Raw genomic sequence first — 23,071 nt, forward strand, 5'->3', positions numbered from 1 at the left:
AATCAATTAGCCCTTGCCTCGGAGGGGCTTTGCGCGAGGTGCAGGCCGGTCCCATGGAGGAGAAAGCATGTATAAGGCGCCCGTCGAGGAAATCGCGTTCACGTTGAAGCATGTAGCGGGCATGGGCGAGGCGCTGTCGAACGGTCTTTTCGGCGATCTCGGCGAAGATCTGGTCGACGCGATCCTCTCCGAGGCGGGACGTTTTGCCACAGAGGAGGTGGCGCCGCTCGCCGAGATCGGCGACCGCCAGGGTGCCCGCCTCGTCGACGGCGAAGTCCGGCTGCCGGATGGCTGGCGCGAGCTCTACCGCAACTGGATTGCCGGCGGCTGGAACGGCCTGACGGCGCCGGAAGCCTTCGGCGGCCAGGCACTGCCTGATATGCTGAATGTCGCGGCGCTGGAAATGTGGAATTCTGGCTCCATGGCCTTTGCGCTCGCCCCGACGCTGACGATGGGCGCCATCGAGGCGGTCAGCGCCCATGGCAGCGCTGCACTGAAAGACAAATATCTGGCAAAGATGGTGTCCGGCGAATGGACCGGCACGATGAACCTGACGGAGCCGCACGCCGGCTCCGATCTCGGCGTGCTGAAAGCCCGCGCCGAGCGGCGCGACGACGGCAGCTATCGCATCTTTGGCCAGAAGATCTTCATCACATGGGGCGAGCACGACGCGGCCGACAATATCATCCACCTGGTGCTGGCCCGGCTGCCGGATGCGCCAGCCGGGACACGCGGCATCTCGCTCTTTCTCGTGCCGAAATTCCTGGTGAACGACGACGGTTCGCTCGGGCCCCGCAACGATCTCTTCTGCCACTCGCTGGAACACAAGCTCGGCATCCACGGTTCGCCGACCTGCACGATGATCTATGGCGACGGCCGGTTCGGCGGCGAAAAGGGTGCGATCGGCTGGCTCATCGGCGAGGAGAACAAGGGGCTCGCCTGCATGTTCACGATGATGAACAATGCGCGTCTCGCCGTCGGCATGCAGGGCGTGGCGATCTCGGAGGCGGCCACCCAGAAGGCGCTCGCCTATGCCAGGGAGCGCACGCAGGGCAGGGCGCCAGATTCGACCGGCGCCGGCATGAGCCCGATCGTCGAACATCCCGACGTCGCCCGTATGCTGCTCACGATGAAGGCGCTGACCCAAGGTTCGCGCACCATCTCCTATGCCTGCGCCCATGCGCTCGACATGTCGCGCCGGGCAGGCGATAACCGCCACTGGCAGGAGCGCGCCGCGCTTCTGACGCCGATCGCCAAGTCGTTTTCAACCGATGCCGGCGTCGAGGTCGCCTCGCTCGGCATCCAGGTGCATGGCGGCATGGGCTTCATCGAGGAGACGGGTGCCGCGCGTTATCTCCGTGATGCCCGCATTGCGCCGATCTACGAGGGCACCAATGGCATCCAGGCGATCGACCTCGTCACCCGCAAGCTGCCGCTCTCCGGCGGCGATCAGGTCACGGGGTTCATCGCTGAATTGAAGGCGATCGCCGAGGCTGTCGGCCGTTCCAATCTCGATGGTTTCGGCGAGACTGCCGCGAGACTCGCCGTCGCCATCGCGGATCTCGACGCGGCGACCGCCTGGCTGCTGAAGGCGCTTGCCGACGGGAGGGCTGCCGAGGCGCTTGCCGGCGCCAGCCCCTATCAGCGCCTGTTCGGCCTTGTGCTCACCGGCTGTTACCTCGCCAAGGGTGCTCTGGCCGAAAGCGGTGACGGCAAAGGCGAGAGCCGTATCGCGCTCTGCCGCTTTGCCGCCGAAAACCTGCTTGCCGAGACCGCGGCCTTGCGCGACCGGGTCGTCAACGGCGCGGCGAGCCTCGCCGCCGCCCGCATCCTGCTTGCCTGACCAGGCCCCATGAGTTCTGAGGAGATCCTATGACCGACCACATCATCGTCGAGCAGCCTTCCGCCCATCCCGGCGTTCAGCTGATCCGCTTCAACCGGCCGGAAAAGAAGAACGCCTTCACACGCGCGATGTATCGCACCATGGCCGATGCGCTAACCGCCGCCAACGCGGACGCGAATATCAAAGTGACGGTCTTTCTCGGCACCGAAGGCAGCTTCTCGGCCGGCAACGACATCGGCGATTTTCTTGCCACTGCCATGGGCGGCAGCATGGGAGACGAGCTGATCGATTTCCTCTACGCGCTCGCCAGATCCGAAAAGCCGCTGGTGTCAGGGGTCGACGGTCTGGCGATCGGCATCGGCACCACCCTCAACCTGCATTGCGACCTGACGATCGCCTCCGACCGCAGCCAGTTCCGCACGCCCTTCGTCGATCTGGCGCTGGTGCCGGAAGCGGCTTCCAGCCTGATTGCGCCGCGCATCATGGGTCACCAGCGCGCCTTTGCCATGCTGGCCGCCGGCGAGGCCTTCAGCGCCGAAGAAGCCCGCGAGGCCGGCCTCATCTGGAAGGTGACGACGCCGGTCGAGGTGGAGAATGCCGCCCTTGCCGCGGCCACGAAACTCGCCGCCAAGCCGCCGGAAGCCTTGAAAATCGCCCGCGATCTCATTTGCGGCTCCAGGGAAGAGGTCATCGCTCGCATCGATGTCGAGGCCCGCCATTTCGCCACGCGGCTGAAAAGCGCCGAAGCGCGCGCGGCCTTCGAAGCCTTCATGCGCCGCTGAGGGCTGCCGAAAACCTATGGAATGCCGACCTCCTATCAGGCCGGCGGCACATCGAATACTTCGCCTGCCCTGAGCGGTCGGAATCGGTGCGAGGGGATATCGTGCTCTCTCATCGCCTCTCGCAACGCCTTTGTCGGCGCGTCGACCGCTTCATTCGTCAGTTGGAACGTTGCGAAGTGATGCCCCGCCACATAGGCCGCATTTGCGAGCTTCATCCCCATCACCGCTTCCTCAGGATTCTGGTGCTGCCCTTTCATGAACCATCGCGGCTCATAGGCGCCGAAGGGTAGAATCGCCAGGCGAAAACCGCCGTGTTTCCGCTGTGCCGCCTTGTAATTGATGCCGCGGTGAAAGCCCGTATCGCCGACGTGATAGATCTTTCCGGCGGGAGTCGACAAAACGAACGCGGCCCAGAGCGCCATCCGGCGATCGGCGCCGCCTCGGGCGGACCAATGATGGGCAGGCTCCGCATCGATGCTTATTCCGGCGTGAGAGATGCGCTCGCCCCAATCCATCGATGTCGTCTGCAGATCGGGCACGGCGCGGCGAATGATCGTGTCATTGCCGAGCGGCGTCACGACAAGCGGCCTATGCCTAGCATGCAAGCGTTTCAGCGTCGCAATATCGAGATGATCATAATGATTGTGCGATACCAGCACGAGATCGATCGGCGGCAAATCATCGAACGCGATGCCCGGTTCGACGACGCGTCTGGGTCCGGCAAAGGTGAAGGGGCTGACCCGCTCCGACCACACCGGATCGGTGAGAATATTGAGCCCGGCGACCTGCACCAGCAGGGTTGCATGCCCAACCATGGTCACCCGCAGGCCTTCGCCGTCCACGCTTGGATCCGGTTTTGCCGCCGCAAATGGACTTGGGACCGACCGCGGCCAGCGCTCACGGCCGCCGCCGAATTGCCACCGCAAGAGCTCGCGGAAACCAAGCGGCTCGATGCCTCCGGGATTGAAGAAGTACGTGCCGTCGAAGTGGTCGGACACCGGGCCCGCATAGTAGGGATTGCGTCTTTTGGTCTTGCGCATTCGGAATCGGTTTCCTTGGCCGAGGATAGGATGACTTTAAGCCTGTCGGCTTGAATCTGAATCCTATCCTCGATGAATGAGTCAGGCTGAGGCCGGAAACTCGTTGACCTTACGCAGCAGGCTGTCGACCAGCCGCTCCGGCAGGTAGCGGCGAAGCGAGCGGACCTGACGCGACTGCTTGCCGGCGGAATAGCGCAGCTTCGGCTTCTTTGCCATTGCGGCTTTCACCACCATGTCGGCGACGACCTGGGGGGCATCGCCCGTCTCCACCCATTTGCGCATCAGCGCTTCGCTGCGGGCGCGTTCCGAAGCATAGACCGGAAGAGGTTGGTCTGCTCGCGTCAGGTTTTCCTCGAAGGATGTTCTGGTGACGCCGGGTTGGACGAGGACGACACGAATGCCGAAATTGCGCACTTCATGATCGAGTGATTCCGAATAGCCCTCGAGCGCATGTTTGGTCGAAGCATAGAAGGCATTGTACGGAGCCGGGATGAGGCCGAGGATCGAGCTCATGTTGATGATCCGGCCGCTCTTCTGCTTCCGCATGACCGGCAGCACGGCATTGGCGACGCGCGCCACGCCGAAGACGTTGACGTCGAAAAGCCGCTGGGCCTGAGCGATCGAGGATTCTTCCGCACCACCGATGAGGCCGATGCCGGCATTATTGACGACGAGGTCGAGCCGGCCGGTTTGCTGGACGACCTCCGCAACGGCCGCCTGCACCGAGGCTTCATCGGCCACGTCACAGATCAGCATCGTTATCCCGGGCCTGTTGGCGACCGGTTTGCGGCTGGTCCCGAACACGCGGTAACCGGCCTTGACCAGAGACTCCGCCGTTGCAAGGCCGATGCCTGAGGACGCACCGGTGACCAGTGCAACGCTTCTGTTTTTGTCGGTCATATTATCAGCTTTCAAAAGAGTGGATCATCGTTGGCTGATCTGTTACTATCTTTTCGATATCGTGTCACTATCGAAAAGATACTAAATGAAAAATAGTCCGATTCCTCAATGTCCGGTCGCCCGCGGCCTTCAATCCGTCGGCGACGCCTGGAGCATTCTCGTCTTGCGCGACGCCCATTCGGGCCTCACCCGCTTCGACCAGTTCAGGAAGAGCCTCGGCATCGTGCCGACCATGCTGACCAAGCGGCTTAAGGCGCTGACGGAGGATGGTCTGCTGGAGAAGCGCCTCTATTCCGAACGGCCGCCCCGCGAAGAATATGTCCTCACGGAAGCGGGTCGGGATTTTCTGCCTGTGCTGATGATGATCGGGGCTTGGGCGCACCGCCATTGCGATGGCGAACTCGCCCGCTATATCGACGTCGAGGCAGGATCAGAGATCGAGCCGGTCGCAATCGATGCCGTCACCGGCGCAAAGCTCGGAACGCGACCAATGCGCATGAGTTTGCAGCGCGAAAGCGAGCCGGGCGACCGATAAGATGTTCCTGACGCTCTGGATATCGCGATCGCTTCGGCCGCGAAGTGTGAGGCCGCGGCTTATTTTTCCAGCGTCGCGACCACCTCGACATGCGAGCTCCAGAGGAACTGGTCGATCGGTGTCACCCCGGTAATGCGGTAGCCGCCCTCGACGAGGATTTGAAGGTCACGGGCCAGCGTCAGCGGATTGCAGCTGACGGCTGCGATCTTCTTCACGCCTGAGCGGGCGAGCTCCTTGCACTGAAACTCGGCACCCGCCCGCGGCGGGTCGAAGACGACCATGTCAAAGGGCTTGAACTCCTGCGTCATCAGCGGGCGGCGGAAGAGATCGCGCTTTTCGACGCTGACCGGCTTCAACCCCTGTGTCTTGCGGGCGGCCTGGTCGAGGGCGGCGAGCGCCGCCGCCTCGGCCTCGACCGCATGGACGCGGCCGATCTGCGCCAGCCTGAGCGAAAACGTGCCGGCGCCGGCAAAGAGATCGGCGATCCGCTTGGCCTTGCCGGCATGGGCAAGCACCAGCTCCGCCATCGCTTCTTCCGCAGGCTTGGTCGCCTGGGCAAATCCGCCCGCTGGCGGCGAAACCTCGACGCCGCCGAAATCGACGATCGGCTTGGCCGGCTCGACGAGAATCTCGCCATTCAGCGTCACGCGGGCGATGCCGCGCAGGCCGAGCACGGTTTCGATCGCCTTGCGCCGCTGCGGGTCGGAGAGTTTCTTGATGTCGTCGGCCGCTATATCGAGGCCGGAAAGCGTCTCGAGCACCGCCACCCGGAAGGGTTCGGCGCTGATCGCCAGCGCGGCGGCGATCGCCTTGATCGCCGGCAGCCGGGCGACGATCCCGGCCGATGAGATCGGACATTCCTCGATGGCGACGATATGGTGACTTTCGGCCTGGTTGAAACCGATCAACATATCTTTTTCGGTCTTGCGCGCCGCAAACACCACGCGCCGGCGTTCGCCCGGCCGGGCCGGAACGATGTCGCCGACCTCAGGCGTCAGACCCTTGGATCTCAGCGCATCGACGACCAGCTGCCGCTTGAAGGCGCGGTAGGGGGCATCCGCCAGATGCTGCAGCGTGCAACCGCCGCAGGTGCCGTTGACGCCGTCCGGGCCGAAATGCCGACAGGGCGGCTCCTGTCGGTCGGGCGAGGGCGTCGCAATCGACATGATCGTGCCCTGGCTTTTGACGCGGGCGATCGCCACCGTTTCCCCGGGCAGGGAAAAGGGCACGTAGACCGGCCCGCCGGCGCTGCCTGCAATGCCGTCGCCCTGGGCGCCGAGCTTCTCGATCGTGACGGTTTCGGTGCTCACGGTTTCAATCCTGCCAGAAGAAATTCCTGATTGCCGTCGCCGCCGGCAATCGGGGAGGGGATGAGGCCGAGGCTATTCCAGCCCCGATCCTCGATGAACCAGCGCTCCAATTCCGCAGCGACGGCGGGCGCAGACGAGGGATCCTTCAACAATCCGCCCTTGCCGATCGCCTCGCGCCCCGCTTCGAACTGCGGCTTGATCAGCAGCACGGCGATGGCACCCGGCTCGGCGATATCAAGGGCCGGCGCCAACGCCAGCTTCAGCGAGATGAAGGAGACGTCGGAGACGATGAAACTGGCGGGGTGGCCGATATCCTCGGCCGTCAGGTTGCGGGCGTTGAGGCCTTCCCGGTTCGTCACCCGCGGATCGCCTGAGATGCGCGGATGCATCTGCCCGTGGCCGACATCGATCGCCGTGACATGTGCAGCACCGCGTTGCAGCAGCACCTCGGTGAAGCCGCCGGTGGACGCGCCGATATCGAGACAGTGATGGCCGGCCGGATCGAGCCGGAAATGGTCGAGGGCGCTAGCAAGCTTCAATGCGGCGCGCGAGACGTAATCCTGCGCCGGATCATCGATTGCGATATCGGCGTTGACGCCGAAGAGCGCGCCGGCCTTCGTCACCACCTGGCCGGCGATCCGCACCGTGCCGCGCTGCAAGGCGTCGCGCGCCCGCGAGCGGCTGGCAAAGAGGCCGCGGGAGACGAGCAGCTGGTCGAGGCGTTGGCTGTTTTGATCGGACATCGGCTGTGAATGACCGGCAAAGCCGCCGGTTGCAAGCATTTTGTTCCAGGATCGCCATGACCGTCGGAGCTTTCGGACGCCGGAGGCAGATAATCGTCGGGCTCGCCGTTGCTGCAGCGCGTATTTAAGCAAATTTAAAGTCTGCCCGCATAGGGTCGGCTCGATTGCAGCGGTTCGTCCGAACCTCTCTGGCGCCATGAAGGCGCAGGGCGTCATTACGCCGATCATGTTTCCTATTGAAAAGTCTTGGCGGTTGCGCATTGGCGCGACCTGTCTCTCGCCGCGTCGACTGTCGTCAGGAGAAATTCACCGATGTCCGCTAAAAACATATCCTTGAACGGGAAGCTTGCGGCGACGTTCGCAGCCCTCATCCTCATCTTCATGTCCGTCTCGGCCTTCGTCTATTCCAAGGCGACTGCGTCGGCGGCCGCGTCCGCCGAGCAGGAAAAATCAGTGCTGCTCGTCAACCAGATCGACGATGCACTGCAGGCGATGCTCGAGCAGGCGGTCAACCTGCGCGGCTTCATCCTCTTCCGCAGCGACAGCACCTATGGCGACCTCTTCGCCAACCGCGAGCGCATGCTGAAGGCGATCGCCGCTGCCAAGCAGACCGCGGCCGGCGAGCCGCAGTTGGTCGAGATGATCGACGGCATGCAGAAGGCCGCCGACCTCTATTTCCATGAACTTGCCGAACCGCAGACCAAGGCGCGCAAGGAAACCGACATGCCGATCGAAGAGGTTGTCAAGATCGGTGTCAACGCCACCAAGGGTCAGCTCGACGGTTTCCGCCAGGCCTCCGCCAAGATCAAGGCCACCGCCCGCGAAAAGTCGAATGCGCTCGCCGCCATCCGCGCCGATGTCAACAGCGATCTGACGATGACGCTGATTGCCGGCGGCATTGTCGCCTCGCTTGCCGCCGCCGTGCTTGCATGGCTGATGTCGCGCACCATCGTCCGCCCGGTCGTCGGCATGACCGCGGCCATGGATCGCCTTGCCGGCGGTCAGAACGACATCGAGGTTCCGGCTGTCGAGCGCGGCGACGAAATCGGCCGCATGGCCCAGTCCGTCCTGGTCTTCAAGCAGGCGGCGATCGAGAAGCTGCGCCTTGCCGGCGAAACCGACCGCATGCGCGGTGACGCCGAGCGCCAGCGCCAGGCAAGCGACGAGCAGAAGGCGCGCGAGGAAGGCGAGCTGCGTTATGCCGTCGACGCCTTGGCCGGCGGCCTTGCCGGCCTTGCCGTCGGCGATGTCGCCGCCCGCATCCAGACGCCGTTTGCGCCGCAATATGACAGCCTGCGCAACGACTTCAACAATGCCGTCGAAAAACTGCAGGCCGCACTGCAGTCGGTCGGCCGCAACGCCTCGGCCATCAATGCCGGCGCCGGCGAGATCCGCTCGGCCGCCGACGATCTTGCCCACCGCACCGAGCAGCAGGCCGCCGCCGTCGAACAGACCGCCGCAGCGCTCGAAGAGGTGACGACGACGGTGCGCGACAGCGCCAAGCGCGCCGAGGATGTCGGCAATCTCGTCGAGCGCACCCGCCTTGGCGCCGAAAAATCCGGCGAGGTCGTCCGCAAGGCAGTCTCGGCGATGCAGCAGATCGAACAGTCCTCGGTCGCGATCGGCAACATCATCGGCGTCATCGACGACATCGCCTTCCAGACCAATCTGCTGGCGCTCAATGCCGGTGTCGAGGCGGCGCGTGCCGGTGAGGCCGGCAAGGGCTTTGCGGTGGTGGCGCAGGAAGTGCGCGAGCTCGCGCAGCGCTCAGCCAAGGCGGCCAAGGAGATCAAGGACCTGATCACCACGTCAGGCACGCATGTCCAGACCGGCGTGTCGCTGGTCGGCGAAACCGGCAAGGCGCTGGAAGCCATCGTCGCCGAGGTGCAGGACATCAACCGCAACGTCAACGCGATCGTCACCGCCACGCGCGAACAGTCGATCGGGCTGCAGGAGATCAACACCGCCGTCAACAACATGGATCAGGGCACGCAGCAGAATGCCGCCATGGTCGAAGAACAGACTGCGGCCAGCCATGCGCTCGCCAGCGAGGCAAGCGCCCTGGATGAACTGCTGCGCCAGTTCAAGCTCGGCACCCAGCTGGCCGCGCCGGCCCAGAAGACCGCCGCCGCCACGCCTGCCTCCCGCCCGGTCGCTTCTCCCGCCCGCGCACTTGCCGGCAAGGTCACCAAGGCCTTCGGCGGAAGACAGGCGAGTGCCGCGGTTGCGGTGCAGGAAGACTGGACGGAGTTCTGAGGGCGCTCAGAATGGGACGTTAGATGAAGAGGGCGGTGCAGTGATGCGCCGCCCTTTTTTCGTTGGTGGACGAACCGGTATGATCAGCTCGAGAAGCGTAGTGTCATCCGCTCTGTCGACGGCGAGTTTGGCTGGGGCATCTCCTCACTCTCCGTCATCCTCGGCCTTGAGCCGAGGATCCATGCCACCCACGCTGGTGGATGCGGTGTGGATGCTCGGCTCAAGGCCGAGCATGACGGAGGGTGGGGTGGCTGCTGGAGCAAGTACAGCGATGGACGGCGGAAACCCGCGGCCCCCCTCATCCGCCTGCCGGCACCTTTTGCCCGAGGGGAGAAGAGATATGCCGCAACGTCTCGATTCCCTCTTCTCCCCTCGGGGGTCCGAAGGACGGGCCGAGACGAGTGGCTCGGCCCAGGCATAGGTGCCCGTAGGGCGGATGAGGGGGCCACACGGCGCACCCTCACAAAGTCACTTACCCCGCCACCCCAACCGCAACCCCGCGGCCCAGCGCCCGGAACACGGTCGAGACGATTCCTGCACGATCCAACCCGGCATGCGCGTTCATCGCTTCCGGCTTGGCTTGTTCCATCCAGATATCAGGCATGACCAGCGAGCGGATTTTCAGGCCGTTGTCGAGCAGGCCCTCGCTTGAGAGATATTGCATTACCTGGCTGCCGAAGCCGCCGACGGAGCCTTCCTCGACGGTGATCAGCATCTCGTGGTGGCGGGCAAGCTGGCGGATCAGATCGTGGTCGAGAGGCTTGGCGAAACGCGCATCGGCGACCGTGGTCGACAGGCCGGCGGCCTCGAGATCCTCGGCGGCAAGCAGGCAGTCGGCAAGCCGGGTGCCGAAGGAAAGCAGCGCCACCTTGGTGCCTTCCTTGACGATGCGGCCCTTGCCGATCTGCAGGATTTCGCCGCGCGCCGGCATGTCGACGCCGACACCTTCGCCACGGGGATAACGGAACGAGATCGGTCCGGCGTCATAGGCGACGGCGGTGCGCACCATGTGCTTGAGTTCGGCCTCGTCGGCAGCCGCCATCACCACGAAGCCGGGCAGGGTGGTGAGGAAGGCGGTGTCGAAGGAGCCGGCATGGGTCGGGCCGTCGGCGCCGACGAAGCCGGCGCGGTCGATCGGAAAACGCACCGGCAGTCCCTGGATCGCCACGTCGTGCACGACCTGGTCATAGGCGCGCTGCAGGAAGGTGGAATAGAGCGCCGCGAACGGCTTGTAGCCCTCGGCCGCAAGCCCGGCGGCGAAGGTCACCGCATGCTGTTCGGCGATGCCGACATCGAAGCAGCGCGACGGGAAGGCTTCGGCAAACTTGTCGAGGCCGGTACCATTCGGCATGGCGGCGGTGATGCCGACGATCTTGTCGTCAAGCGCGGCCTCCTGCACCAGCGCCTCGGCAAAGACGCTGGTATAGCTCGGCGCGTTGGGTTTGACCCGGGCCTGGGCGCCGGTGATGACATCGAACTTGTTGACGCCGTGATATTTGTCGGCGGCGGCTTCGGCTGGCGGATAGCCCTTGCCCTTCTGGGTGACGACATGGATCAGCACCGGTCCGCGGGCATTGTCGCGCACATTGCGCAGCACCGGCAAAAGATGGTCGAAGGAATGGCCGTCGATCGGCCCGATGTGATAAAAGCCCATTTCCTCGAACATCGTGCCGCCGGTGACATAACCGCGCGCATGCTCGACGGCGCGGGTGATGGCGCGATCGATGTTCTTGCCGAGATAGGCCGTCAGCTTCTTGCCGAAATCACGGAAGCCCATATAGGTGCGCCCCGAGGCGAGGCGGGCGAGATAGGCGCTCATCGCGCCTGTCGGCGGCGCGATCGACATGTCGTTGTCGTTGAGGATGACGATGAGCCGCGCATCGAGCGCGCCGGCATTGTTCAGCGCCTCATAGGCCATGCCGGCCGACATCGCCCCGTCGCCGATGACGGCGATGACGCGGCGATCGGTCTTGTCGAGATCGGCGGCGATCGCCATGCCGAGGCCGGCGGAGATCGAGGTCGAGGAATGCGCCGCGCCGAACGGATCATATTCGCTCTCCGCCCGGCGGGTGAAGCCGGACAGCCCGTTTTCCTGGCGCAGCGTCCGGATGCGGTCACGCCGGCCGGTGAGTATCTTGTGCGGATAACATTGATGGCCCACATCGAAGATCAGCCGGTCGTCAGGCGTGTCGAAGACGCTGTGGATGGCGATCGTCAGCTCGACCACGCCGAGACCGGCGCCGAGATGACCGCCGGTGCGCGACACCGCATCGATCATTTCGTCGCGAACCTCGCGGGCGAGCTGCGGCAGGTCGCGATCCTCGAGCTTGCGCAGGTCGGCAGGGTAAGTGACCTGGTCGAGCAGAGGGGTCTTCGGCGGATGTGTCACGGGCGGGCGCTCTTTCTTACTTTTCCTTGTACCGCTTTATTCGATTAGAACGAGGCAAAACAAGTGATTTCAGGAACCGAAGGTTTTCACCTTAGAGCATGGCGGAAAAATGTGTGAGCGGTTTCGGGAGATATCACATTCTATTTCCGTGAGTTGCATTCGCCTGTTCTTGGCCGCGTCGCGCCCTGGTTTTCCGCCGCCGATCGAACGCGCAACCCGCAGCGAGCGGCTTGAATATGACACGGAATGGTAGCACTGTTGCCGCGCTGGGCTGGGGGATCAGGTCATGGGAACGATTGTTGCAGCGCATGCCTATGTGAACAACGAGGTCGCCTATGTGGCCTGGGATATCGACGCCAAGATCGACGGATGCCTTGGCTTCGAGGTCGTCCGCGTCTATCTGGACGAGCAGGGAAACGTGGCAAGAAGATCCGATGGCAGCGAGGATCGTGTGACCTGCGCCGCCTGGGTCGCCTTCAAGGGGCAGCGCAATCCGCATTGGCTGCCTCAGACGACGTCGCTCTGGCCGGTGCAGAAGCTTTCCTGGCGCGATCTGACGCTGCGCAAGCGGCGCAACGAGATGCGGCGGCGGCCGGCCGAGGTGCGGGTGCGCTACGAGATCCGCCCGCTCGGCGATCTGAAGCCGGGCATGTTGGCGGCCCCCGACCCGACGCCGGCGCTTGTCGAGATCAACAAGCGGGACGACAACGGCAGGCCGATCAAGAAGGCTGACGGCACCTTCGAGAAAATCGCAGTCAAGGCCTATGACGGGCCGCCGCGGCCACTCGGTTATCTCGGGCCGGCTGTCGCCTCCAACCCGGTCCATGTGACGCGCAAGCGCGGCCAGTTCGAATCCACCTTCACCAACGGCATCCTCGCCGCCCAGTGGCTGCGCAACGTCCTGCTGGAAGACGGTGTGAAACAGCCGAACGAGCTGATCGACATGATCTCCAATCCGGCGAACGGCATCCGCAAATATCTCGCCGGCGATGTCATTCCGATGCTCAGGGAATACTTGAATGCGCCCGGCCGGTACCTTGTCGCGCTCTACGAGCTCGAGGACAAGGAGCTGCTCGACCTGCTGCTTGCCAACAAGGACAAGCTGCGCATCATTCTGGCCAATACGGGAAAGGTCGGAGACGAGTGGGATGTGCGCAATGCTCACGCACGCCAGGCGCTGATCGATGCGGGCGTCGAAATTCACCACCGAATGTTCAACAATTCGAGCCAGATCGGCCATAACAAATTTGTCGTGCACATCCCGTCGGACGGGACTGACCGCAGCGTCTTCACCGGCAGCACCAACTGGACGGCCACGGGACTTGCCGGCCAATCCAACAACGCCTTGATCGTCCGCAACGATGCGGTTGCCGCGGCCTATGTCGCTTACTGGGAGCGGATGCTGGAGGACAATACGACGCTGGAAGCACCCGTCGAATTCGACGACGGCATGCCCGACAACCAGCAGAGCAAGGCGTTCCGGCGCTCGAACGAGGCGCCGTCCATTGTGCCCACCGGCAATGGCGCTTCGGTCGAAACGTGGTTCTCGCCGAACATGCAAAGCCGCAGAAAGGGCAAGGAGACGCCGCCGGATCTTCGCGAGGTCTACCGGCTGATGCGCCGTGCCGAGCACGCGGTGCTGTTTCTGGCCTTCTATCCCGGCCAGTCGGGCCGGGATTGCATCGTCGGCGAGGCGATCGATATCGGCCTCAAGGATCAGAAGCTGATCGTCACCGGCGCCGTGTCCAGCGCTCAGGCCATGCCTAATTACGTCGCCGGCAAGAAGAACGATCCCGACGACGAGGACGACGATACCGAGTCCATCTCGCCTCATACCTTCGACGAGGCCAATGTCTCCATTGTCCGCGCCTCGCGCATCGACGACCGCCAGCTGCTGGCGGATTTCGGCGCCGAGGAACTGACGGCCAAGAAGGTCGGCGCCATCATTCACGACAAGGTGCTGGTGATCGATCCCCTGTCGGACGATTGCGCCGTCGTGCTCGGCAGCCACAATCTCGGCTTCAAGGCCTCCTACGCCAATGACGAGAACATGCTGATCGTCAAGGGCGACCGGGCGCTGGCCGAGGCCTATGCCGTCCATATTCTCGATGTCTATGATCACTACCGCTTCCGTGCCGTCGAGGCGGAGCTGAAGCGTCAGGGCAAGAAGGGCTGGTCGGGCTTTCTCAATGTCGATGACAGCTGGCAGGACCGCTACGTCAACCGCACCAAGGGTGCGCTGATGCGCTATTTCGCGGCGGGTTGAATTGTCTGCCGCCGTCAGCCTTCCGGCAGCGGCACGAATTCCTCCTCGTCGCCGGGAACGATATCGAAGCGGCCGGTGCGCCATTCCTCCTTGGCCTTTTCGATCCGTTCCTTCGAGGAAGAGACGAAATTCCACCAGATATAGCGCTTCGAGTTCAGCGCCGCGCCGCCGAAGAGCATCAGATGGCAGCCGTCGCTGCCGGCTTCGAGCGTGATCGGATCGCCCGGCCGGAAGACCAGCAGCTGATCGGCGGCGAAACGGTCGCCCGATATGACGACCTCGCCGGAGAGCACATAGACGGCGCGCTCCTCATGGCCCGCGCCGAAGGGAAAGCGCACGCCGGGTTGCAGGTTGAGATCGACATAGAGCGTGTCGGAGAAGGTGCCGACCGGCGATGTCATGCCTTCGAACGAGCCGATGACGACCCGCCCGCGCACGCCTGATGTTTCGATCAGCGGCATCTCTGTCTTTTGCGTATGGGCGAAGGAAGGATCGATCTCCTCCTTGTCGTCGGGCAGCGCCAGCCAGGTCTGCAGCCCCGACATCAGCAGCGGATGGCCGCGCAGATTGTCGGGCGTGCGCTCGGAATGCACGATGCCGCGGCCCGCCGTCATCAGGTTGATGTCGCCGGGGCGAATAACCTTTTCGGTACCGAGGCTGTCGCGATGGCGGATCTCACCGTCGAAGAGATAGGTGACGGTCGACAGGCCGATATGCGGATGCGGCTTGACGTCGAGCGCCTCGTTCGGCTTCAGGATCGCCGGCCCCATGCGGTCGAAGAAGATGAACGGCCCGACCAGCCGCCGCTGCCTTGTCGGCAGCGCGCGCCGCACCTGAAAGCCGCCGATATCACTGGTGCGCGGAATGATCAGATTCTCGATCGCATCACAGGCGAAGGCGTCGCCGGGCAGGGGATCTTTGCCTGGAAAGAAGGACATGACGGGTCTCCGCTTTTAAAGGATGTCGGCCACAGATAGCGCCTCACACCTCGCGCGTCCAATCGAGATAGGCTTGCGCTCAGATGGCAGTGAAGCCGTTATCGACGAAGAGGTGGGCGCCGTTGACGAAATTCGACTCGTCGCTGGCGAGATAAAGGGCGGCGCGCGCCACATCCTCCGGCTCGCCGATCCGGCCCTGCTGCGCGGCGATGGCGGCATCCGAGACATCGACGCCGAGCGCCTGCAGGTCGGCCACCTCGCGCAACCCGTGCGGCGTGCGGATGAAGCCGGGGCAGACGGCATTACAGCGGATGTTGCGGTCGCGGAATTCCACCGCAATCGCCCGGGCAAACATATGCACGGCGCCCTTGGTCGTGTCGTAGAGCACCTCCATCGGCGTGGCGGCGACCGCCGAGATCGACGAGGTACAGACGATCGATCCACCGCCCGCGGCAATCATCTTCGGCAGCACGGCCTTGGTCATCAGGAACATCGAGCGCACATTGACGGCGTGCAGCCAGTCCCATTCCTGAAGCGTCGTTTCCAGGAAGGGCTTGATGACGATCGTGCCGGCATGGTTGAAGAGCACGGTCACCGCGCCGTAGCGTTCCTCGACGCCGGCGACGGCGGCATTGACAGCGGCTTCATCCGAAACATCGGCCGTCCAGCAATCGGCCTCGCCGCCGGCATTGCGGATCGCCTTGACGGTCTCATCAGCCGCTTCGCCGTTGCGGTCGATGATCGCGACACGCGCGCCTTCGGCTGCAAACAGCTTGGAGGCGGCACCGCCCATGCCGGTGGCGCCGCCCGAGATGATGGCGACCTTGCCCTTCAATCTATCCGTCATTTGTCTATCCCCTCATGGTTCTGGAGGGGATCATAGATCGGACGCAAGCCGATCGCCAAGCGGCTTCGAAAGGCTGCTCCGATCGTTCAGGCGCCGTCCAGCGGCTCGACGCCCTGCGGCTTGCCGGCGCGGTCGAGCCGGATCTTCTCGATGCGGTTTTCGGCGGCCGAAAGCAGCGTCTCGCAATGTTTCTTCAGTGCTTCGCCGCGCTCGTAGATCTCGATCGATTCATCCAGCGCCACGTCGCCGCGTTCCAGCCGGGCGACGATGCTTTCGAGTTCGGCGACCGCCTTTTCGAAGGAAAGGCCCGATACCTCAGGCTTGGCGCTGTCAGTCATTCTCAACCCTTCATCATTCGCAGAATATGCATGCCCGCCGATTCGGCGAGACCTTCGAGATCATAGCCGCCTTCGAGCAGGCTGACGACCCGGTTCTTCGCGTGCCGGTCGGCCAGTTCCAGGACGCGGCCGGTCGCCCAGTCGAAGTCCTCGCCCGTCAGGTTGATCTGCGCTAAGGGATCGCGGTGATGGGCGTCGAAACCGGCCGAGATGATGATCAGATCCGGCCGGAAATCGTCAAGCGCCGGCAGCACGCGCGATTTGAACGCCTCGCGGAAATGGTCGCTGCCGACATTCGGCGACAGCGGCGCGTTGACGATGGTATTGTGCTTGCCCTTCTCCTCTTTGGCGCCGCTGCCGGGATAAAGCGGCATCTGATGTGTCGAGCAGAACAGCACGGAAGCATCGTCCCAGAAGATGTCCTGGGTGCCGTTGCCGTGGTGGACGTCCCAGTCGACGATGGCGACACGCTCGGCGCCATGCCTTTTCTGCGCGTGGCGGGCGGCGATCGCCGCATTGTTGAAGAAGCAGAAGCCCATCGCCGTCGTCTTCTCGGCATGGTGCCCGGGCGGGCGGGCGGCGACGAAAACATTGTCGGCGGCACCGGAAAAAACGTCGTCCACCGCCGCCATCGCGCCGCCGATCCCGGTCAGCGCCGCCTGCAGGCTCTTGACGCTGGCATAGGTATCGGCCTCCAGCTGGGTGATCCGATCGTCCTCCTCGGGGATCTCCCGCATGACGGCCATCAGGTGCTCTTCCGGATGCGCCAGCAGCACCGCATCCTCGCTCGCCTGCGGCGCCTGTCGGCGCTGCAGCCGCTCGAAATTCGGATGTTCCAGCGCCACATTGATGGCGCGGATCCGATCCGATCGCTCCGGATGGCCGGAAGGCGTCACATGTTCCAGGAAGATCGGGTGTTCATAAAGACGGGTGCTCATGGAGACACTCTATCGGCCGCTTGTGTCATGTTCCACAGCAGATGGGGCATCGCAGGACGATTTCAACAAGCGCTCCGCCGCACCATCCCGCCGGCGGCGGCATTATAAATTCCTGTCATCTCAGCCGTTTACTTCAAAAAACCTCGTGCTACTGTCGTTAAAGGGGAATTTTGCAGGCAGAGTTGTTGATGAGTCAGTCGAAACGCCCGGGTGTGACGGAAATACATGTGCCGTTTCGCGATGTCGATATGACCGGCCGGATGTTCCTGGCCTCCTATATTTCCTATGCCGAGTCCGTCATTGCGAGCTTCTGGTTGGCGCGGCCTGAAGTCGAGGACGAGCCGGTCTATAGCGCCAGCAAGTTTACCTGCATTCTCCACCGCCCGCTGCATTACGACGAGCCGGCGATTTTCACCGCCGCCGTCGACAAGATCGGCGTGCGCTCGATCGGCTTCCTCGTTTCGATCGACACCGGCGAGGAGCGCGCCGCCGAGGTCGAGATCATCTGGCAGGCCCGCAGCCGCGAAGATCAGCAGCCGGTCTCGCTGCCGGAGGAAACACGCGACTGGCTCTATCGGTTCTTGGATTAGGCAATTCTATCTCGCTGCCATGCTTGCGACCAGATCGCTGAACCTTTCTCCCTGAATGCCGACATGGGTTCGCAGCAGGCGGCGGGCTTCGTCTCCGTCTCCTGTAAAGATCGCATCGACGATGGCGCAATGTTCCGAGAAGGATGTCGACAGGCGGTTACGCACCCGCAACTGCAGACGGCGATAGGGCCGCAGGCGGCGATGCAATTGCGCACATTGCTCCTGCAGGAAATCGCTGCGGCTCGCGGCGTAGATCGCCTTATGAAACTCCTCATTGTCATAATAATAGGCATCGCTGTCACCGGCAGCGGCTGATTTCTCGCAGCGGCCGTGAGTGGCGGTGATCGCTTCGCGTGACGCCTTGTCCAGCCGGCGTGCGGCGAGCGATCCGGCCAGGCCCTCGAGCTCGGCCATGACCTCGAACATTTCGTAAATGCGGTGCGGCCCCGGATCGATCACGATGGCGCCGCGGCGCGGACGGATTTCGATCAGGCCGATCGCGTCGAGCTGCATCAACGCCTCGCGCACCGGCGTCCGCGACACGCCGAACCGATTGGCTAGCACGGTTTCATCCAGCCGTTCGCCGGGGGCGAATTCGTAGGAAAGTATCGCATTTTCAATCTCATCCCGGAGCCACCGGCCGACATTCTCGGACATTTCTCGCGCTTCCTTCATACATAATTGCAGATCTTGTATACACAAACGTTGACGTCGTGTACGAAGAATGGCAATGTACATACTACAGACGAAGCCCGGCGATGGGAAGCAGCTGGTCCAACGGCGCGCACACCGCCATCAGAAGAGAGGAGAATGGCATGGCCGAGGCGTCTTTCTTCACCGACATGCTGCAAAGCATCACGGATCACGGACGCCAGCTGCTGTTTTCCGGCTCGCGCAATACGCAGGCCGCCGCCAAGGCCGATCTTGAGACCCTTTGTGAAATGTTGCTGTCGAGCCGCGGTGAAGCCTCCGGCATGGCCCTTGCAGCCGAGATCCTCGATCGCTGGGGCGCGCTCGACAGCGAGGGTGCGCAGAAATTCTTCCATATGCTTCAGCAAAAATTCGGCCCCCACACCGCCAGGCTCGATCAGGCGATTGAAGATTACCGCACGGACAAAAGCTCAGCCGCGGTGATCGCGCTCCACCAGGCAGCAGAGCCGCGGCGGCAGGAGTTGCTGCGCCGATTGAATCACGCGCCGAACGGCACTGCCACGCTCGTCCGCATGCGTCAGCAGCTGCTTGCTTCCAAGGACCGATCCGAAGCCTATCACGCGCTGGATGCCGACTTCACGCATCTGTTCGGTTCCTGGTTCAATCGCGGCTTTCTGACGCTGCGGCCGATCGACTGGACGACGCCGGCCTATATTCTCGAAAAGATCATCCAATACGAGGCTGTGCATGAGATTGCCGGCTGGGAGGAGTTGCGCCGTCGTCTGGCGCCGGCTGACCGTCGATGCTTTGCCTTTTTCCATCCCCGATTGGCCGATGAGCCGCTGGTCTTCGTCGAGGTGGCGCTCACCCGCTCCGTGCCGAAGGCGATCGCGGACGTGCTCGACGAGGGGAGGGAGCAGATCAATGCCGACGAGGCGACGACGGCCGTGTTCTATTCGATTTCCAACTGCCAGGACGGCCTGCGCGGCATCTCGTTCGGCAATTTCCTGATCAAGCAGGTCGTGGAAGATCTGCGCAAGGACCTGCCCGGCCTCAAGAATTTCGTCACGCTGTCGCCCGTTCCGGGTTTTGCCCGCTGGCTTGCCAAGATGCGCACCGCGACCGGCGATCGGTCTCTATCCGAAGCGGCGCTGAAAACGCTGAGCTTGCTCGACGATCCGAACTGGCCGGGCAGCGAGAGCAGCGCGGCCGAGGTGGAGCGTGTGTTGCTGCCGCTTGCGGCCCGCTATTTCCTGACCGAACGGACGCCGGAGGGCCGCCCCGTCGATCCCGTCGCCCGCTTCCATCTCGGCAATGGCGCCCGGCTTGAAAGAGTGAATTTTCTCGGCGACCGCTCGCCCAAGGCGCTGCAACAGGCGCACGGTCTGATGGTCAATTACCTCTACAAGCTCGACGATATCGTCGCCAACCACGAGGCCTTAGCGCAACGCGGCGAAGTGATCGCCTCGCCCGCCGTCAAAAGCCTGCTCAGCCAGAGCGACGAAGGCCGCCGTGGCGGCAATGGCCAGCAAGGTTCTCGAGCATTCGCGCAACTGATGAATTCCACGCTTGGAGGAGGGCGAAAGTGAGCAACCATCTTTTCGACGCCATGCGGGCCGCCGCACCCGATAACGCACCGTTCATCCGGATCGATAGCACCCGCACATGGACCTATGACGAGGCCTTCGCCCTTTCCGGCCGCATTGCCGGCGCGATGGATACGCTCGGCATTCGCCCCGGCGACCGGGTTGCGGTACAGGTGGAGAAAAGCGCCGAAGCATTGATCCTCTATCTCGCCTGTCTTCGCAGCGGCGCCGTCTACCTGCCGCTCAACACCGCCTATACGCTGGCCGAGCTCGATTACTTCATCGGCGACGCCGAGCCGCGTCTGGTGGTGGTTGCCTCGGCCGCTCGGGAAGGTGTGGAGACGATCGCCAAGCACCGCGGCGCCATTATCGAAACGCTCGACGCCGACGGCAGCGGCTCGTTGCTCGATTTGGCGCGCGACGAGCCTGCCGACTTTGTCGACGCTTCGCGCGCCGCCGATGATCTCGCCGCGATCCTCTACACCTCGGGAACGACGGGACGCTCCAAGGGGGCGATGCTCACCCACGGCAATCTGCTCTCGAACGCCCTGACCTTGCGGGACTACTGGCGCGTCACCCCCGACGACCGGCTGATCCATGCCCTGCCGATCTTCCATACGCATGGGCTGTTCGTCGCCACCAACGTCACGCTGCTTGCCGGCGCCTCGATGTTCCTGCTGTCGAAATTCGACGCCGACGAGGTCGTTTCACTGATGCCGCAGGCAACGATGCTGATGGGCGTGCCGACCTTCTATGTGCGCCTTTTGCAAAGCCCGCACTTCGGCAAGGAGGCAGCAGCCAACATCCGCCTGTTTATATCAGGCTCGGCGCCGCTGCTTGCAGAAACGCATACCGAATTCCAGGCCCGGACCGGTCACGCGATTCTCGAGCGTTACGGCATGACGGAAACCAATATGAACACCTCCAACCCTTACGACGGGAAACGGATTGCCGGAACGGTCGGCTTTCCGCTGCCCGGCGTGACGGTGCGCGTCACCGATCCCGCCACCGGACAAGTGCTGCCGCCGGAGGAGACCGGCATGATCGAGATCAAGGGGCCGAACGTCTTCAAGGGCTACTGGCGCATGCCGGAAAAAACCGCGGCCGAATTCACCGGCGATGGGTTCTTCATCAGCGGCGACCTCGGCAAGATCGACCACGACGGCTATGTCCATATCGTCGGCCGCGGCAAGGACCTGGTGATCTCCGGTGGCTACAACATCTATCCGAAAGAGGTCGAAAGCGAGATCGACCAGATCGAGGGCGTGGTCGAGAGCGCCGTCATCGGCGTGCCGCATCCCGATTTCGGAGAAGGCGTAACCGCCGTCGTGGTGCGCAAGCCGGGCGCCGTGCTGGATGAAAAGACCATTGTCGGCGCCCTGCAGGACCGTCTCGCCCGCTACAAACAGCCAAAACGCATCATCTTCGCCGAGGACCTGCCGCGCAACACGATGGGCAAGGTCCAGAAGAACATCCTGCGGCAGCAATACGCCGATCTTTATACCGGGACGTAAGACGGCCGCCCTCTGGGAGGAGGGTCGGCGGCATCCGCATCAATTGCAAACAGCAACCACGGCGCTGGAGGCGTCGGAGGGAGGGGAATCATGGGTATTGAAATACTGGCCATAGGCCTGCTCATCGCTATGTTCATCGTTGCGACGATCCAGCCGATCAACATGGGCGCGCTCGCCTTTGCCGGCGCCTTCGTGCTCGGCTCCATGACCATCGGCATGAAAACCACCGATATTTTTGCCGGCTTTCCGAGTGACTTGTTCCTGACGCTCGTCGCCGTCACCTACCTCTTCGCCATCGCGCAGATCAACGGCACGATCGACTGGCTGGTCGAATGCGCCGTCCGGCTGGTGCGTGGACGCATAGGCCTGATCCCCTGGGTAATGTTCCTCGTCGCCGCCGTCATTACCGGTTTCGGCGCTCTTGGACCTGCTGCCGTCGCCATTCTCGCGCCGGTCGCGCTGAGCTTTGCCATCCAGTACCGCATTCACCCAGTCATGATGGGCCTGATGGTGATCCACGGCGTACAAGCGGGCGGCTTTTCGCCGATCAGCATCTATGGCGGCATCACCAACCAGATCGTTGCCAAGGCCGGCCTGCCCTTCGCGCCGACGTCCCTTTTTCTCTCCAGCTTTTTCTTCAACCTGGCGATTGCGGTGCTGGTCTTCTTCGTTTTCGGCGGCGCAAAGGTCATGAAGCAAGTTCCCGCAGCATCCCTTGGCCCCTTGCCCGAACTGCATCCCGAGGGCGTGTCGGCATCGATCAGAGGTCACGGCGGCACGCCGGCAAAACCGATCCGCGAACATGCCTACGGCACGGCGGCCGATACTGCTGCGACGCTGCGTCTGAACAATGAGCGAATTACCACGCTGATCGGCCTGACGGCGCTTGGCATCGGCGCCCTGGTTTTCAAGTTCAATGTCGGCCTCGTCGCCATGACGGTCGCCGTCGCCCTGGCGCTGCTGTCGCCGAAAACCCAGAAGGCAGCAATCGATAAGGTGAGCTGGTCGACCGTGCTGCTGATATCAGGCATCATCACCTATGTCGGCGTCATGGAGAAAGCCGGTACCGTCGATTACGTCGCGAACGGCATATCCAGTCTCGGCATGCCGCTGCTGGTGGCGCTCCTGCTTTGCTTTACCGGCGCCATCGTCTCGGCCTTCGCATCCTCGACCGCGCTGCTCGGCGCCATCATCCCGCTTGCCGTCCCGTTCCTCATGCAGGGACATGTCAGTGCCATCGGCGTGGTCGCGGCCATCGCGATCTCGACGACGATCGTCGATACCAGCCCATTCTCCACCAATGGTGCGCTTGTCGTCGCCAATGCGCCGGATGAAAGGCGCGAGCAGGTTCTCAAGCAGTTGCTGGTCTACAGCGCGCTGATTGCCATCATCGGCCCGATCGTTGCCTGGCTGGTCTTCGTCGTGCCGGGACTGGTTTGACGACGGGCCGGCGAACCATTGCTTTCCGCCGTGGGCCATCGCCCGCGGCGGTCAAGGCATTCACGCTGTGAGCAGGCGTTCCGGAGTTCCACTCATTCCCTGCCGAAAGCGTTGATCGGAAATCTAACTCCGCCGAAGCTATAACATGCTTGAGTTGTAGTATTG

At 63.3% G+C, this 23,071-nt stretch carries 19 protein-coding genes; 9 read left to right on the forward strand and 10 right to left on the reverse strand.

Annotated features, from left to right (window positions below; translation table 11 throughout):
* Positions 1 to 67 precede the first annotated feature (67 nt).
* Positions 68 to 1,843, forward strand: a complete 1,776-nt coding sequence (locus tag EFR00_RS16850) for an acyl-CoA dehydrogenase family protein (RefSeq protein WP_077991017.1) — start codon at positions 68 to 70, stop codon at positions 1,841 to 1,843.
* A 29-nt stretch (positions 1,844 to 1,872) separates the two neighbouring features.
* Positions 1,873 to 2,625: a crotonase/enoyl-CoA hydratase family protein gene (locus EFR00_RS16855; protein WP_077991016.1), complete on the forward strand. Its 753-nt coding sequence runs from the start codon at positions 1,873 to 1,875 to the stop codon at positions 2,623 to 2,625.
* A 35-nt stretch (positions 2,626 to 2,660) separates the two neighbouring features.
* Here the strand turns inward: EFR00_RS16855 and EFR00_RS16860 are convergent, their stop codons facing one another.
* Entirely contained in the window at positions 2,661 to 3,665 is a 1,005-nt protein-coding gene (locus EFR00_RS16860) for an MBL fold metallo-hydrolase (protein ID WP_077991015.1), read from the reverse strand.
* Between the two features lie 81 nt (positions 3,666 to 3,746).
* On the reverse strand, positions 3,747 to 4,565 hold the full coding sequence (locus EFR00_RS16865; RefSeq protein ID WP_038687237.1) for an oxidoreductase: 819 nt from the start codon (positions 4,563 to 4,565) through the stop codon (positions 3,747 to 3,749).
* Between the two features lie 85 nt (positions 4,566 to 4,650).
* Here EFR00_RS16865 and EFR00_RS16870 point away from each other — a divergent pair, with 85 nt between their 5' ends.
* Positions 4,651 to 5,100 (forward strand): winged helix-turn-helix transcriptional regulator, encoded by a 450-nt coding sequence (locus EFR00_RS16870; RefSeq protein WP_009993571.1) that lies wholly within the window; start codon positions 4,651 to 4,653, stop codon positions 5,098 to 5,100.
* A gap of 59 nt (positions 5,101 to 5,159) precedes the next feature.
* Here the strand turns inward: EFR00_RS16870 and EFR00_RS16875 are convergent, their stop codons facing one another.
* Together EFR00_RS16875 and EFR00_RS16880 are read right to left on the reverse strand one after the other, a co-directional pair.
* Positions 5,160 to 6,410 (reverse strand): class I SAM-dependent RNA methyltransferase, encoded by a 1,251-nt coding sequence (locus EFR00_RS16875; protein WP_077991014.1) that lies wholly within the window; start codon positions 6,408 to 6,410, stop codon positions 5,160 to 5,162.
* Complete coding sequence (locus EFR00_RS16880) at positions 6,407 to 7,192, reverse strand: TlyA family RNA methyltransferase (RefSeq protein WP_009994799.1); 786 nt, start codon at positions 7,190 to 7,192, stop codon at positions 6,407 to 6,409. Before EFR00_RS16880 ends, EFR00_RS16875 begins: the two co-directional genes overlap by 4 nt.
* A gap of 273 nt (positions 7,193 to 7,465) precedes the next feature.
* On the opposite strand from EFR00_RS16880, the gene EFR00_RS16885 reads away from it, so the two are divergent.
* Positions 7,466 to 9,409: a methyl-accepting chemotaxis protein gene (locus EFR00_RS16885; RefSeq protein WP_077991013.1), complete on the forward strand. Its 1,944-nt coding sequence runs from the start codon at positions 7,466 to 7,468 to the stop codon at positions 9,407 to 9,409.
* A gap of 472 nt (positions 9,410 to 9,881) precedes the next feature.
* Here the strand turns inward: EFR00_RS16885 and dxs are convergent, their stop codons facing one another.
* On the reverse strand, positions 9,882 to 11,798 hold the full coding sequence (gene dxs, locus EFR00_RS16890; protein ID WP_077991011.1) for a 1-deoxy-D-xylulose-5-phosphate synthase: 1,917 nt from the start codon (positions 11,796 to 11,798) through the stop codon (positions 9,882 to 9,884).
* A 286-nt stretch (positions 11,799 to 12,084) separates the two neighbouring features.
* On the opposite strand from dxs, the gene EFR00_RS16895 reads away from it, so the two are divergent.
* Positions 12,085 to 14,064: a phospholipase D-like domain-containing protein gene (locus EFR00_RS16895; RefSeq protein WP_077991010.1), complete on the forward strand. Its 1,980-nt coding sequence runs from the start codon at positions 12,085 to 12,087 to the stop codon at positions 14,062 to 14,064.
* 14 nt (positions 14,065 to 14,078) lie between these two features.
* Here the strand turns inward: EFR00_RS16895 and EFR00_RS16900 are convergent, their stop codons facing one another.
* The 4 genes from EFR00_RS16900 to EFR00_RS16915 all read right to left on the reverse strand — a co-directional run bounded on the left by EFR00_RS16900 (position 14,079) and on the right by EFR00_RS16915 (position 17,125).
* Entirely contained in the window at positions 14,079 to 15,002 is a 924-nt protein-coding gene (locus tag EFR00_RS16900) for a pirin family protein (RefSeq protein ID WP_077991009.1), read from the reverse strand.
* 79 nt (positions 15,003 to 15,081) lie between these two features.
* Positions 15,082 to 15,849 (reverse strand): SDR family NAD(P)-dependent oxidoreductase, encoded by a 768-nt coding sequence (locus EFR00_RS16905; RefSeq protein WP_077991008.1) that lies wholly within the window; start codon positions 15,847 to 15,849, stop codon positions 15,082 to 15,084.
* A gap of 86 nt (positions 15,850 to 15,935) precedes the next feature.
* Positions 15,936 to 16,187, reverse strand: a complete 252-nt coding sequence (locus EFR00_RS16910) for an exodeoxyribonuclease VII small subunit (protein WP_003545921.1) — start codon at positions 16,185 to 16,187, stop codon at positions 15,936 to 15,938.
* 2 nt (positions 16,188 to 16,189) lie between these two features.
* Positions 16,190 to 17,125: a histone deacetylase family protein gene (locus EFR00_RS16915; protein WP_077991007.1), complete on the reverse strand. Its 936-nt coding sequence runs from the start codon at positions 17,123 to 17,125 to the stop codon at positions 16,190 to 16,192.
* 188 nt (positions 17,126 to 17,313) lie between these two features.
* On the opposite strand from EFR00_RS16915, the gene EFR00_RS16920 reads away from it, so the two are divergent.
* Positions 17,314 to 17,715, forward strand: a complete 402-nt coding sequence (locus EFR00_RS16920; protein ID WP_077991005.1) for an acyl-CoA thioesterase — start codon at positions 17,314 to 17,316, stop codon at positions 17,713 to 17,715.
* A gap of 6 nt (positions 17,716 to 17,721) precedes the next feature.
* Here the strand turns inward: EFR00_RS16920 and EFR00_RS16925 are convergent, their stop codons facing one another.
* Positions 17,722 to 18,372 carry a GntR family transcriptional regulator gene (locus EFR00_RS16925; protein WP_077991003.1) on the reverse strand — a complete coding sequence of 217 codons (651 nt, stop codon included), beginning with the start codon at positions 18,370 to 18,372 and terminating at the stop codon, positions 17,722 to 17,724.
* Positions 18,373 to 18,530: 158 nt separating this feature from the next.
* On the opposite strand from EFR00_RS16925, the gene EFR00_RS16930 reads away from it, so the two are divergent.
* From EFR00_RS16930 to EFR00_RS16940, 3 genes are all read left to right on the forward strand, one after another.
* Positions 18,531 to 19,955: a malonyl-CoA decarboxylase gene (locus tag EFR00_RS16930; RefSeq protein ID WP_077991000.1), complete on the forward strand. Its 1,425-nt coding sequence runs from the start codon at positions 18,531 to 18,533 to the stop codon at positions 19,953 to 19,955.
* Positions 19,952 to 21,466: a malonate--CoA ligase gene (locus EFR00_RS16935; protein ID WP_077990998.1), complete on the forward strand. Its 1,515-nt coding sequence runs from the start codon at positions 19,952 to 19,954 to the stop codon at positions 21,464 to 21,466. The genes EFR00_RS16930 and EFR00_RS16935 overlap by 4 nt, the downstream gene beginning before the upstream one ends.
* Before the next feature lie 90 nt (positions 21,467 to 21,556).
* Complete coding sequence (locus EFR00_RS16940; RefSeq protein WP_077990996.1) at positions 21,557 to 22,906, forward strand: SLC13 family permease; 1,350 nt, start codon at positions 21,557 to 21,559, stop codon at positions 22,904 to 22,906.
* The last annotated feature ends 165 nt before the right edge of the window (positions 22,907 to 23,071 follow it).

The organism is Rhizobium sophoriradicis, from assembly GCF_003939025.1.
GTDB lineage: Bacteria > Pseudomonadota > Alphaproteobacteria > Rhizobiales > Rhizobiaceae > Rhizobium > Rhizobium sophoriradicis.

What these genes read in the sequence shown, in the direction of transcription:
- EFR00_RS16885 (WP_077991013.1), top strand. Translation starts at nt 7,466, where the DNA reads ATGTCCGCTAAAAACATATCCTTGAACGGGAAGCTTGCGGCGACGTTC.
- EFR00_RS16905 (WP_077991008.1), bottom strand. Translation starts at nt 15,849, where the DNA reads ATGACGGATAGATTGAAGGGCAAGGTCGCCATCATCTCGGGCGGCGCC.
- EFR00_RS16855 (WP_077991016.1), top strand. Translation starts at nt 1,873, where the DNA reads ATGACCGACCACATCATCGTCGAGCAGCCTTCCGCCCATCCCGGCGTT.
- EFR00_RS16880 (WP_009994799.1), bottom strand. Translation starts at nt 7,192, where the DNA reads ATGCTTGCAACCGGCGGCTTTGCCGGTCATTCACAGCCGATGTCCGAT.
- EFR00_RS16925 (WP_077991003.1), bottom strand. Translation starts at nt 18,372, where the DNA reads ATGTCCGAGAATGTCGGCCGGTGGCTCCGGGATGAGATTGAAAATGCG.
- EFR00_RS16865 (WP_038687237.1), bottom strand. Translation starts at nt 4,565, where the DNA reads ATGACCGACAAAAACAGAAGCGTTGCACTGGTCACCGGTGCGTCCTCA.
- EFR00_RS16930 (WP_077991000.1), top strand. Translation starts at nt 18,531, where the DNA reads ATGGCCGAGGCGTCTTTCTTCACCGACATGCTGCAAAGCATCACGGAT.
- EFR00_RS16915 (WP_077991007.1), bottom strand. Translation starts at nt 17,125, where the DNA reads ATGAGCACCCGTCTTTATGAACACCCGATCTTCCTGGAACATGTGACG.
- EFR00_RS16860 (WP_077991015.1), bottom strand. Translation starts at nt 3,665, where the DNA reads ATGCGCAAGACCAAAAGACGCAATCCCTACTATGCGGGCCCGGTGTCC.
- EFR00_RS16920 (WP_077991005.1), top strand. Translation starts at nt 17,314, where the DNA reads ATGAGTCAGTCGAAACGCCCGGGTGTGACGGAAATACATGTGCCGTTT.
- EFR00_RS16940 (WP_077990996.1), top strand. Translation starts at nt 21,557, where the DNA reads ATGGGTATTGAAATACTGGCCATAGGCCTGCTCATCGCTATGTTCATC.
- EFR00_RS16900 (WP_077991009.1), bottom strand. Translation starts at nt 15,002, where the DNA reads ATGTCCTTCTTTCCAGGCAAAGATCCCCTGCCCGGCGACGCCTTCGCC.
- EFR00_RS16895 (WP_077991010.1), top strand. Translation starts at nt 12,085, where the DNA reads ATGGGAACGATTGTTGCAGCGCATGCCTATGTGAACAACGAGGTCGCC.
- EFR00_RS16870 (WP_009993571.1), top strand. Translation starts at nt 4,651, where the DNA reads ATGAAAAATAGTCCGATTCCTCAATGTCCGGTCGCCCGCGGCCTTCAA.
- EFR00_RS16850 (WP_077991017.1), top strand. Translation starts at nt 68, where the DNA reads ATGTATAAGGCGCCCGTCGAGGAAATCGCGTTCACGTTGAAGCATGTA.
- EFR00_RS16910 (WP_003545921.1), bottom strand. Translation starts at nt 16,187, where the DNA reads ATGACTGACAGCGCCAAGCCTGAGGTATCGGGCCTTTCCTTCGAAAAG.